Below are 11,726 nucleotides of genomic sequence, written 5' to 3' on the forward strand. Positions count from 1 at the left end.
TCACATTTATTCTCTCGACTTTCTTGGGAAAGACTCACTGTTCTTGCGCCAATCTGGGTTTATCAGCCGATAGCGGCTCGTTGAGTCAGAAGTTCCGGCTCAGCCCAACTCACACGTCGAAGGAATTAACATGACTGTCTACCGGAAAGACATCGCGGCCATCGAAGCCCTCAAACAGCAGGTTGGAAGCAGCTGGGACGCCATCAACCCGGAGTCTGTCGCCCGCATGCGTGCCCAGAACCGTTTCAAGACCGGCCTGGAGATCGCGCAGTACACGGCCGACATCATGCGCAAGGACATGGGGGAGTACGACGGAGATTCCTCCATCTACACCCAGTCGCTCGGTGTGTGGCACGGCTTCATCGGCCAGCAGAAGATGATCTCGATCAAGAAGCACCTCAAGACCACCAACAAGCGCTACCTGTACCTGTCCGGCTGGATGGTTGCGGCGCTGCGCAGCGAATTCGGTCCGCTCCCCGACCAGTCCATGCACGAGAAGACGACCGTTCCCGCTCTCGTCGAGGAGATTTACACCTTCCTCCGCCAGGCCGATGCCCGCGAGCTCGACCTGCTCTTCACCGGCCTCGACAACGCCCGCATCGTTGGCGACGACGCCAAGGCAGCTGCGATCCAGGTGCAGATTGACAACTTCGAGACCCATGTTGTGCCGATCATCGCCGACATCGATGCCGGCTTCGGTAACCCCGAAGCCACCTACCTCCTGGCCAAGAAAATGATCGAGGCTGGCGCCTGCGCCATTCAGATCGAGAACCAGGTGTCGGACGAGAAGCAGTGTGGCCACCAGGACGGCAAGGTCACCGTTCCTCACGAAGACTTCATCGCCAAGCTGAACGCCGTTCGCTATGCGTTCCTCGAGCTCGGTATCGAGAACGGCATCATCGTCTCGCGCACCGACTCGCTCGGTGCCGGCCTCACGCAGAAGCTCGCCGTGACGTACACGCCCGGCGACCTGGGCGACCAGTACAACTCCTTCCTCGACGTCGACGAGATCACCGAAGCCGACCTCGGCAACGGCGACGTCGTCATCAAGCGCGATGGCAAGCTGCTTCGCCCGAAGCGCCTGGCCAGCAACCTGTTCCAGTTCCGCGCCGGAACCGGCGAGGCGCGTTGCGTGCTCGACAGCATCACGTCGCTGCAGAACGGTGCCGACCTGCTCTGGATCGAAACCGAGAAGCCGCACATCGGCCAGATCGCGGGCATGATGAACGAGGTGCGCAAGGTCATTCCGAACGCCAAGCTGGTCTACAACAACAGCCCGTCGTTCAACTGGACCTTGAACTTCCGCCAGCAGGCCTACGACGCACTCCTCGCCGAGGGTAAGGACGTCTCCGCTTACGACCGTGCCAAGCTCATGAGCGTCGACTACGACGAGACCGAACTGGCCGTGAACGCCGACGAGAAGATCCGCACCTTCCAGCGCGACAGCTCGAAAGAGGCCGGCATCTTCCACCACCTCATCACCCTGCCGACCTACCACACGGCCGCACTCTCGACGGATGACCTGGCCAAGGGCTACTTCGCCGACCAGGGCATGCTCGCCTACGTCAAGGGCGTGCAGCGTCGCGAAATCCGTGAGGGAATCGCCACGGTCAAGCACCAGAACATGTCGGGCTCCGACCTGGGTGACAACCACAAGGAGTACTTCGCCGGCGAAGCCGCGCTGAAGGCTGGCGGCGTGAACAACACGAGCAACCAGTTCGAGGAACCGGCTTTGAGTAGCCACTAAGTTAAATCGGAGTAACGAAGAGGCCTTAGTCGCAAGACTGAGGCCTCTTCGTGTGCCCGAACAGCCGTTGACGAGACAGCCTCTGACGAGCGGATGCGCCGAGCCGGTCACCGGGTCGCGGCGGGTGTTCTCTGCGTTGAGGTCGCGGTCTTGCGCTCGACTTCGTTGGTCGGGGCAATCGCCAGGATGGCCAGGACGCCGGCGATGACCGCGAGGCCGACCCAGCCGAGCGTCGTGAGGCGTTCGCCGACGATGAGCACAGCGAGGATGGCCGCTATCGCCGGTTCGGTGAGCGTGATCGTTGTGGCGGTGCTGGCCGAGACGCGGGTCAGGCCGTAGCCGAACAGAAGGTAGCCGAGGAACATCGGAATGATCGCCATGTACGCGGCAACGCTGAAGGCCTGGGTGGATGCGAGCAGCGGGGCGCCGGTGACAATGAGCACGGGCAGCAGGAGCGTGCCGCCGAGCCCGAACACGAAGCCCATCGATGCTGCGCGGCTGATGCCTCGGTTCATGAGGCGGTGTGCTGCCCAGGAATAGGTGGCATAGGTTGCCCCGGCGAGGAGTCCGAGGGAGATGCCGGCCACGGTCTGACCGGCCGACTCTGCGGCATCCGTCATCTTGGACAGGCACAGCAGCGTGCTGCCGATGATTCCCAGGCCCGCCGCCAGGGCCCACCACCGGCTGAGTCGTTTGTGTTCGAGCAGGAATTCGAGGAGGCCGGAGGCGAGGGGCGCGGAGGCGAGTGAAACGACCGATCCGATCGCGACGCCCGCGAAGTGCATGGAACTGTAGAAGGCCAGGGGGTAGATCATGACCGCCACCGCGCCGAGCACGATCAGCCGCAGGTTGCCGCGCACGGCGGGTAGGGCGGCCCGAAGCGCGGGGATGGCGATGACGGCCTGCAGAATCCCCCCGATGCCGAGAGCCGCTGAGCCGATCGCGAGCGGCCCAACGCCGGGCGCGAGAGTCGCGGCGGTTCCGGTGGTGCCCCACAGAATGGACGTGACGGTGATCGCGCCGATTCCGGCGAGGCGATGCCGATTCACAGCGCCTCGATCACGGCTGCGGCTTGGCCGGCCCGACGCTGTTCTTTCCAGCCATCCACAACCTCCCCGATCAGGTGAATCAGTCTAGCTACTGCTCTGGAGCTCCGTCTGTTCGCGGGTGCGCAGGTGGCGGTGGTGTGCCGCCCGACGGGGAGGGAATGCCCTTGCCGAACACGGCGAGGATTCCGAGAGCGAATGCAATATCGGTGGCCGTGGGAATCGGCCAGCGTCTGCGGTATCAACCCGACATGCGCATCCCCCGTACGGTCAAGTTCAGACGCTCAGCGATCCCTGCCGCCGTCATGGAGGACGAGCATGGGAGAGTGGGCTCACGGCTGAATGTCAGCCGACTTGGGCAGCGCTGCTCGCCCCCGTAGGAGAAGGTTAGGTATGGAACATTTCGATGCGATCGTGGTTGGCGCCGGGGTGGCGGGGCTGGCCGCTGCTCGACTGCTGGCGAACGCCGGCCGCCGCGTCGTGGTGCTCGAGGCCCGCGACCGTGTGGGCGGCCGGGTCTGCACGGATCGCGCCGACGGGTTCGTCACCGACCGCGGCGCATCGTGGATCCACGGCATCACCGACAACCCCGTCGCAGCAGCGGCCGCAGCATTTGGGATGCCAACCGTGGAGTTCACGGTCGGCGGATACCAACCGGACAGCCGCCCGATCGCGTACTACGGTCCGAGCGGTGAGCGACTGCCCGATGATGCCGTGCGGGCCTTCACCGACGACATCCGCTCGGTTGATGCCGCGCTCGTCAAGGCGGTCGCTGCGTCAGAAGCGGATGCCTCCTACCGCGACGTGACCGAGACAGCGCTCGCTGGCCAGGGCTGGCACCCGGCTCGGGCCGAACGTGTGCGGGAGTTTTTGCAGCACCGCAGCGAAGAGCAGTACGGGGTTTGGATCGACGATCTTGCCGCCCACGGACTCGACGACGATGTCATAGAGGGTGACGAGGTGGTTTTTCCTGACGGCTATGACCGACTGGCCACGCACCTCGCGACCGGACTCGACATCCGCCTGGAGCACGTCGTCACCCACGTGCGATGGTCCTCAACGGACGTCACGGTCACGACAGGCCATGGCATTCTGACGGCGGACACGGCCGTCGTGACGGTGCCCGTCGGGGTTCTCCAGTCACCGGAGTTCACCATCGAACCGCCGCTCCCGGAACCGAACGTGGGCGCCCTGGGGCGGCTGACGATGAACGCATTCGAGAAGATTTTCCTGCGGTTTCCGACGAAATTCTGGGACGACGGAGTCTATGCAATCCGGCAACAAGGGCCCGAGGGTCGCGCGTGGCACTCCTGGTACGACCTGACGGCCCTGCACGGAACGCCTACCCTGCTGACTTTCGCCGCCGGGCCTGCGGCCCGCGAGATCCGTAACTGGACTGACCTACAGGTTATCGACTCGGTTCTGGCGCAGCTGCGGAGGCTGTACGGCGACAAGGTGGAGTTTCCAACCCGGGTTGACATCACCGCGTGGCAGGACGATCCCTTTGCTCGTGGTTCCTACGCGTACATGACGCGCGGCGCTACCACGGCCGACCACGACGACCTCGCGACGCCCGTCGGCGGGGTGCTCCACATCGCCGGAGAGGCGACCTGGACGGATGACCCTGCCACGGTCACCGCGGCGCTCTGCTCCGGCCACCGCGCCGCATCGAACGTGCTGAACCGGGAGATCCCAATCGCTGAGTTGTGGGCCTGCCGATGACCGGGGCGCAAAGGTCGCGACGACACGCGACAGATCGCGGCAGACTGATCCGTTCGCTCACCGCAAGATAACGATCGCCAAGAAGAGCCGCTACATGGGCCTATTCATGGCCAGGATTCGGGCCTACGGTATTGGCCTGCAGACGCTACCGATTTCTAATGTCAAGGACCGGCTGAGTGAGTTCGTCGACGCGGTGTCGCTCACTCACGAGCAGGTGACGATCACGAAAAATTGATCCCCGGTGGCGGTTTTGAGCGGAGCCGATGAATGGGATTCGTTGCAGGAGACGCTCTTTTGGCTTTCTCGGCCCGGGACTCTCGCTGCCGTCGCCCAAGCGCGCCAGGAGCTGGTCGACGGTCGCACGATCGGCGAGGACGAGATACGCGCCGAGTTCAACGTCCCCCGTCGATCGTGGAAGTGAGCTCGGACGACGAGAAGAGCTACGAGGTCGAATTCGCTGGTTCGGCCCGCCGAGATTTACCAGGAGCACTGCCCCGGATTGTGCCAGCGATAATTGAGTTCGTCTGCGGAGACTTCGCCCGATACCCGCGGCGAGTCGGTAAACCTTTGCAACGCGAACTCGAAGGTCTGTGGAGCGCGCGCCGTGGCCCTTATCGCATTATTTACGACATCGTCGAGGAACGGCTGGTGATCATCGCCGTGCAGGTGGATCACCGCGCCGATGTGTATCGGCCCAGATAGTTGCAGCCTGAACGCAACGAACAATTGCTGTAACTGGCGTGACCGAGGCTTTCAGAGTGCGCCCCAGGCAGATTCGAACTGCTGCCCCTGCCTCCAGAGGGCGAACCACGGACCTTTTCCAGTCGTCCTCCCGACGGCGAATAGCCGATCAAGAGTCGTTTTCACTCACAATAGCGATCATGATTGAGCAATGATTGCGCCACGATTGTGGGCAAGAAGTGGGCACGTGCCGCAAGTGACGATGGTCGGACCTCGATCAGAGATTCCGCTCAATACTTCGTCAGGGGTATCCATGTCCTATCAGCAGTTACTGTCGCTGGATGACTGCGGCTGGTCCAGAGCGGTCATGACTGGTGCGCAGCGCCGGTAGTGTCTGTACTTCCGAATGCATTCCGAACGCGATGATCACATGACTCTGATCAATGACTTTCGCACCACGACTCGGTGATCATCAGACCTGAGCAAGTACTCGGCCGACGTGTTCGCCGAGGCTGAGGATCACACTGTCCAGATCACTCGCCGCTGTGGCGCCGAACACCAAACTGAGAAGAGCCGCAATGACGGCTAGTTGAGTCCACGGACGTGGTGTACGACGAGCCCGTTGTTGAGCGTGGCGTCGTGAACTGTCAGTCAGTCTTGGAGACGGCGCTCGGCAACGAGAAGCGGGTGTGGTCCGGGCTCTCGCCCCGACCACACCCGCTGACCGTCTTCTAGGTCAGAAGCCGCTGACGTTGAGCCGTCCGCCGGTGACCGTCTTGCCGCTGAGGGAGGCCGTCGGGACGACTGAGCTCAGGATCGCGCTCTTGATCTGCGCCGCTGTCGCACCGGGGTGCGTGGAGGCGTAGAGGGCGGCCGCGCCCGTGACGTGTGGCGTGGCCATTGAGGTGCCGTTGTAGGACGAGTAGGTGTTGAAGGCGGTCGTCGACCAGACACCGACTCCGGGGGCGCCGAGGTCGACGGTCGTGGCGCCGTACTGGCTGAAGGACGCCAGCGCCCCATTGCGGTCGATGGCGGCGACTGCGATGACGTTGGCGACGTCGTAGTTGGCCGGGTAGGACGCCGTCGTGTCGTTGTTCGTGCCACTGTTGCCGGCGGCCGCGACGAACAGGATGTTCGCGGCGTTGGCGCGCGTGATGGCGTCGAGCAGGGTCTGGGAGAAGCCGCCGCCGCCCCAGCTGTTGTTGGTCGCCACGATGTTCAGGCCGTGGCGGGTCTTGAGGTCGGTGAAGTAGTCGACCGACTTGACCGCGTCGGCCAGGGATCCGCCCCGACTGCCGAGGAACTTGCCGCTGATCAGGGTCACGTCCCAGTTCATGCCGGCTACGCCTTGCCCGTTGTTGGCCTTGGCGCCGATGGTCCCGGACACGTGCGTGCCGTGGTCGTCGAGCGAGCCTCTGGAGCCACCGTCATAGATGGTGTTATCGCTGTTGGCGAAGTCCCAGCCGTTGACGTCGTCGACGTAGCCGTTGCCGTCGTTGTCGATGCCGTCCCCCGCGATCTCGTAGGGGTTGGTCCAGACCTGCCCGTTGAGCTCGGGGTGGGTGTACTGGATGCCCTCGTCGATGATCCCGACGTAGACGCTCTTCGACCCCGTGTGGCCGGCGGTCCAGGCCTCGGCGGCCTGGCTGCCGTAGGCGTTGGCGGGGGTCGAGGCGTCGCCATACATGCCCCAGAGATCCTGGGAGGTATTGGTACTGGTGAAGATGGGGTCGGTGGCGGTGGCCTGGTGGGTCAGGACGTAGTTCGGCTCGGCGTAGGCGACGGCGGGGTCACTCTTCAGCTGCGCGATCGCCTCGTCCAGGTTCTTGCCCTGCGGCAGACGGACGAGCTCGACCTCGGTGCGGTCGGCGGCCGCGGCGACGATGCGCTCGGCGAACCGTGCCGAGGCGTGCCCGCGAGCACGCTCGCGCTGGTCGGCGGAGGCGCCGGCCACGTAGCCGACGACGAGCTCGCCGGGGACTGCGGCAGCAGCGGTACCGTTGGCTTGTGGGGCGGGAGCGGCCGAAGCGGGCGTGCTAGGGGCCAGTCCGGTCATGCCGATCAGGATCGCCGACGAGGCAGCCGCTGCGGTGAAGAGCTTGAGACGCATCTGTTCCGAAAATCTTTTATGCATGAAAAATCCTTTTCCTTGTGGGTAGTGGATTGCCAAGTAGTCACCAATGACTTTGCACATATTGAGCGCTCAACACAGGTGCAATTGAAAGGTACGACTTGCCGCAGATGATCACACGTCGGCTCATGAGGGGACTGCGCTTCGCGGGCTGCTGTGGTATGGACCAATGTTCAGCCTTGGGGGTCAGTGGCACCGCCCTCTACTTCCTGGCCGCGCGCGTCCTGGGCCTCAACGAGGTCAAACTGATGTCAGCAACCGGGCCCGCGAAGAACAACCGCGACCGGACTCGCCTCGGCGACTTCTTCGAAGCCCTCGTGGCCCTCAGCCTCCAGACCTATGCGGCAGCGAACGACGCGAAGCTGTCACCTTTCCGCGACCATGATGGGCGACACGAGATTGACTTCGTCATCCACCGAGGAGACGCAGAAGCTGTCGGTATTGAAGTCAAGCTCAAGTCCGCCATCACCGACCAGGACGTTCGCCACCTGCTGTGGCTGAAGGAGTCCCTTCCCGACCAAATTGTCGACCTCGTTGTCATCAACACTGGCACCCACGCCTATCGCCGACAGGATGGCGTGGCAGTCATCCCGCTCGCGTTGCTCACCGCCTGACCGACGCCCTGCGAGTGCCAGAACTGCCGCAGCGGCTTGCGGCAAAGCGCTCACGAGAGAGCCCTCAAGGGGAACCTTGTACGGGACGTCTCTTGGCGGCTTGATGGCTCGGGGCGGCTAGGGTTTGTTCGTGTCGTTAGGTAGAGGGTTCAGGCAGCTTTGGGCGGGCAATGCGGCCGGTAACCTGAGTGACGGCTTGATTTTTGTGGCGATACCGCTGCTGGCAACATCATTGACGACGGATGCCATTCTCATCGCCGGCCTTGCCGCCATATACTCGGCGATGCGGTTGCTTGTGGTGGTTCCGGTCGGGGTCTACGTCGATCGCTTCGACCGTCGAACGATCCTGTGGATCACGAATCTCAGCCGAGCGTCGCTGTTGATCATGATGGCGGTCTTGTTCGCAGTCGGTTTCGGATCCGTTCCGCTCCTGTATGTCGTCCTTGCGGGCGTCGGAATCCTGGAGACCGCCGCGGACAACGCAGCCCTGTCGATCCTGCCGTCGGTCGTTCCAGCGAACAAACTAGACCAGGCGAACAGCCGCATCTCGGCAGCTCAACTCCTCGCCGATGAATTCGCTGGGCCACCACTGGGCGGCCTCCTGTTCGCCCTCGGGGTGGCGGTTCCGGTCCTGGCCGCTGGCGGCCTCTATGCAGCGGCCGGGTTCTTCTTCCTCGCGCTCCCGCGTCGGGGCGTCGTCAACGCCCTTCCCGCGCCTCGCCGATCCGTGTTTCGTGAAGCCGCGGACGGTGCCAGGTGGCTTCGGGGCCACCGTTTATTGCGCGGCCTGGCTGTAGTTGGCGGGCTCGCGAGTGTCGCATACATGATGCCGTTTTCCGTTCTGGTGTTATTTGCTCAGCAGACTTTAGGACTTGGCGCCGCCGGGTACGGCCTGATTCTGGCGGTGTCAGCACTCGGCGGTCTTGTCGGTTCGATCATCACTGCTCCACTGCGTTCACGTGCGGGATACGGATGGACGATCGTGGGCAGTCTCTGCCTCGGCGCCGTATCCATGTTTGCGCTCGCGTTCGTCCGGATTCCATGGGTAGCCGCGGCTCTCCTAACCGCGTACATCCTGCACTCCGTCGTGTGGGGTATCTGCGTGAGCTCGCTTCGGCAGCGCCTTGTCCCCGAGCACTTCCGAGGGCGGGTCAACGCATCGTCAAAGGTCCTCGGTCTTATCGGTCTCACTGTGGGAGCAGCCCTCGGCGGGGTCCTCGCTTCGTCGCTGTCCTTGTCCGTGCCGTTCCTGGCGAGCGGCACCCTTTTCATCTGCTGTGGCGTAATCGTTTGGTGGCTGTTTCGATCTGAACTGCAAGCAAGTTCTGACTCTGACACGGCGCTTATAACCGCGCGCAACGATTAGCGCTACCCGACTGTGACCCTGTCAAACAGCAACCTTGAACGGCATTCGAGAGAGTTCCTGCCGGCGGGAGGTAATCGCACTCAGCGCGGATGGCGGGTTGATGCTCCGCTACCCCAGAACACTGCGATGCAAGGCCTTCCTGTAACGAACTGAGATGTCTGTCATGCTCTTTTTTCATTGTTGACGAAAGACAATTTTGAGAATAAATATCAGGCTGTTGAACCTTCACGGCTTTCGTTTCTGTGGACCGGCCCGCTAGATTATGAGCGACCGCAAGTTATTCTGGATTCATAGTGAGAGCGCGTCTGTAAATATTCTCCGAGACCGAAAGACGGGACGCACATGGCCATCAGCCTCACGGATCTAGAACTCTCGAACCTCGACAGCCTCGTCACCCCTGTCGACCCCCAGGACGACTGGATCGTCACGGACGGGGGTTCGGCTATACGTTGCGACACCGAGGGTATGAGCGACGAGCTTGCAGAAGTACCTGTAGAGCACCGACCGGCACAGACGTTGGAGGTGCTTCGAGCCTTCCAGGCGCGCGCGAGGGCCGCCCGATCGAAGTGAACCGGACTCTGCTTCCTGTTCTCAAATCACCAACAGCTGCCTGCTACCAAAATCGGTAAACGATTCCGCTACGAGTTCGCTCGTTAAGTGGCTTGCGTTACAAGTTGTTCGCCGACCGATTCGATCTGGGGAAGTCCACATGATGAGTGATATTGCAAGCTCCGTCTTCGGCGTTATTGGAATGGTTGTTTTCTCTTTCTGGTTTTTACTGACGATCGCATTTCAGAAAAATAATCGGCTCAGCCGGCTAACGACACGGTTTGACCGGTTCACACTCATACCAAAATGGTCGTTTTTCACGCCAGATCCCGGTGCGAGCAACTATCACTTTGTCTATCGCAGTCGCGACAAGGAAACGAGCTTCAGCCCATGGTTGGAGTTGAACTTATCCCCGAGAGGAATTCTCTATCCACTTTGGAACCCTCGAAAACGCTACCGAGAGGGCATGATCGAATTGTTCCAGCTGCTGGCGCTTTCCAGTATCAACAGCTCTACAGACAGGCTTCAGTTCACCGCGCCATACATAATCTTGCTTGACGTCGCGCGCAAACGCCTCGGAGGTTCATTGTCGGCGCAGGCCTTATACCAATTCGCTTTGATTGAAACACGCGGTCCAAGCGGAGCATCTGTGCCACTCGTTCGTTTCTATTCGCTGACTCACCCGGTGTCATAAGCCATGTTGACAATCGAGAGCGCCGCACGAATTACCGCCGTCATCGTGGGCATAGGCATTCTTCAAGGTTCTCTGCAATTACTCTTCAGCTTGAAAGAATTCGGATTGAGCGGGCTGTTTGACTGGAATAGTAAACAGATCCTCGCTAGGTCACACGGTGGGTCACGTGGATGGATGGTCGGGCACAGCGGCTCAGTGTGGCTACGTGTCGTTGTGATTGCTCGAATCGTCTGTTCCATAGCCCTCATCACTCCGTTTCAAAGCAACCTGCTCTACGCCGCTTACGTGACGATCATTTTGCTGTCAAGCCTTTTCCTGGCCTATCAAATTCGCTATGGCAAAGATGGCTCCAATCAAATATCGGTCATCATCCTTGCGGGCTTGGCATTCACCTTCCTGATTCCAACGTCGAGTCCTTTTCAAGCCGTGGGTTTGTATTTCATCGCGGCGCAGGCTTTGTTGGCATATTTTGCTGCGGGGATATCGAAGATATCCAACGCACAATGGCGTCAAGGATCAGCGATGCAGAGCATTCTCAACACGGCTACATATGGACATTCCACGGCCGCAGCCGTAATTCGTAGGCGACCCTGGCTTGGAGGCTTCGTCGGATGGTCAGTTATCGGCGTGGAAATCATTTTTCCCGTAGCCCTTGTGGCTCCGCCTGGCGTACTGGTCGCGTTTCTTTTCGCCGGGGCCATGCTCCATCTCGGAACCGCCGTACTAATTGGCCTCGACACTTTCTTTTGGGCGTTCACCGCGACATTCCCGGCGATCATCTTCGTGCACGGGGTTCTCCTCGGAGGATAGAAGAGCATTGCAGTATTAAGACCTGCCAACGCTTTTTCGGGGAAAAGATTCTGTTGGGCGAACTTCTTACCCCGTCTTGGTCTTCGATCAAGGCATTCGTGGAAAAGTTGATGCGCGACGCAAATCGTGGTTCCTGTGGTCTCGGTTCCGAGGTCAGCCGGCCGGCTCACAAGGCGACGGCCGGCGCGACAGATCTTGGTCCAAACTGACCGATGGCCGAGCGAGCCGATGCCGTGTCACTTGGGAACGGCGAATTCAACCGGTCGTCGCAACACTCTATTTTTGTGAGGTGTTGTACGTGTGGTCGAAGTTTGAACTGGTTGAGAAGCAGGCGCGGTTTTGGGTGTTGATGGCTCAAGGCTCGAC

At 61.4% G+C, this 11,726-nt stretch carries 11 protein-coding genes and 1 pseudogene; 9 read left to right on the top strand and 3 right to left on the bottom strand.

Annotation, left to right across the window (positions count from 1 at the left end; translation table 11 throughout):
- Nucleotides 1-130 precede the first annotated feature (130 nt).
- Nucleotides 131-1,747: an isocitrate lyase gene (locus tag E3T46_RS08240; protein WP_092448782.1), complete on the top strand. Its 1,617-nt coding sequence runs from the start codon at nucleotides 131-133 to the stop codon at nucleotides 1,745-1,747.
- A gap of 107 nt (nucleotides 1,748-1,854) precedes the next feature.
- Here E3T46_RS08240 and E3T46_RS08245 read toward each other — a convergent pair whose 3' ends face one another.
- Complete coding sequence (locus E3T46_RS08245; protein WP_134578184.1) at nucleotides 1,855-2,796, bottom strand: EamA family transporter; 942 nt, start codon at nucleotides 2,794-2,796, stop codon at nucleotides 1,855-1,857.
- Nucleotides 2,797-2,947: 151 nt separating this feature from the next.
- Nucleotides 2,948-3,022 (bottom strand): annotated as a pseudogene (locus tag E3T46_RS08250) (Na+/H+ antiporter NhaA); the annotation flags it as partial.
- A gap of 164 nt (nucleotides 3,023-3,186) precedes the next feature.
- Here E3T46_RS08250 and E3T46_RS08255 point away from each other — a divergent pair.
- The 3 genes from E3T46_RS08255 (at nucleotide 3,187) to E3T46_RS08265 (ending at nucleotide 5,217) form a co-directional block, all read left to right on the top strand.
- Nucleotides 3,187-4,515 carry an NAD(P)/FAD-dependent oxidoreductase gene (locus tag E3T46_RS08255; RefSeq protein ID WP_134578185.1) on the top strand — a complete coding sequence of 443 codons (1,329 nt, stop codon included), beginning with the start codon at nucleotides 3,187-3,189 and terminating at the stop codon, nucleotides 4,513-4,515.
- Between the two features lie 94 nt (nucleotides 4,516-4,609).
- A complete protein-coding gene (locus E3T46_RS18695) occupies nucleotides 4,610-4,750 on the top strand; it encodes a type II toxin-antitoxin system prevent-host-death family antitoxin (protein ID WP_277870943.1) in 141 nt (46 codons plus the stop codon).
- A 182-nt stretch (nucleotides 4,751-4,932) separates the two neighbouring features.
- Nucleotides 4,933-5,217 carry a type II toxin-antitoxin system RelE/ParE family toxin gene (locus E3T46_RS08265; RefSeq protein WP_134578186.1) on the top strand — a complete coding sequence of 95 codons (285 nt, stop codon included), beginning with the start codon at nucleotides 4,933-4,935 and terminating at the stop codon, nucleotides 5,215-5,217.
- A gap of 715 nt (nucleotides 5,218-5,932) precedes the next feature.
- Here the strand turns inward: E3T46_RS08265 and E3T46_RS08275 are convergent.
- Nucleotides 5,933-7,330, bottom strand: a complete 1,398-nt coding sequence (locus E3T46_RS08275; protein WP_198419153.1) for a S8 family peptidase — start codon at nucleotides 7,328-7,330, stop codon at nucleotides 5,933-5,935.
- A gap of 107 nt (nucleotides 7,331-7,437) precedes the next feature.
- Here E3T46_RS08275 and E3T46_RS08280 point away from each other — a divergent pair, with 107 nt between their 5' ends.
- The 5 genes from E3T46_RS08280 (at nucleotide 7,438) to E3T46_RS08300 (ending at nucleotide 11,360) form a co-directional block, all read left to right on the top strand.
- On the top strand, nucleotides 7,438-7,941 hold the full coding sequence (locus tag E3T46_RS08280; RefSeq protein ID WP_241980541.1) for a DUF4143 domain-containing protein: 504 nt from the start codon (nucleotides 7,438-7,440) through the stop codon (nucleotides 7,939-7,941).
- A gap of 130 nt (nucleotides 7,942-8,071) precedes the next feature.
- The gene (locus tag E3T46_RS08285) at nucleotides 8,072-9,307 is read left to right on the top strand and encodes an MFS transporter (RefSeq protein WP_134578188.1); all 1,236 of its coding nucleotides are present in this window, start codon (nucleotides 8,072-8,074) and stop codon (nucleotides 9,305-9,307) included.
- Nucleotides 9,308-9,649: 342 nt separating this feature from the next.
- Nucleotides 9,650-9,877: a hypothetical protein gene (locus tag E3T46_RS08290; protein ID WP_134578189.1), complete on the top strand. Its 228-nt coding sequence runs from the start codon at nucleotides 9,650-9,652 to the stop codon at nucleotides 9,875-9,877.
- Nucleotides 9,878-10,016: 139 nt separating this feature from the next.
- Nucleotides 10,017-10,550, top strand: coding sequence for a hypothetical protein (locus E3T46_RS08295; RefSeq protein ID WP_134578190.1), 534 nt, complete (start codon nucleotides 10,017-10,019; stop codon nucleotides 10,548-10,550).
- A gap of 3 nt (nucleotides 10,551-10,553) precedes the next feature.
- The gene (locus tag E3T46_RS08300) at nucleotides 10,554-11,360 is read left to right on the top strand and encodes a hypothetical protein (protein WP_134578191.1); all 807 of its coding nucleotides are present in this window, start codon (nucleotides 10,554-10,556) and stop codon (nucleotides 11,358-11,360) included.
- Nucleotides 11,361-11,726 lie beyond the last annotated feature (366 nt).

Source organism: Cryobacterium sp. Hh11 (assembly GCF_004404045.1).
Lineage (GTDB): Bacteria > Actinomycetota > Actinomycetes > Actinomycetales > Microbacteriaceae > Cryobacterium > Cryobacterium levicorallinum.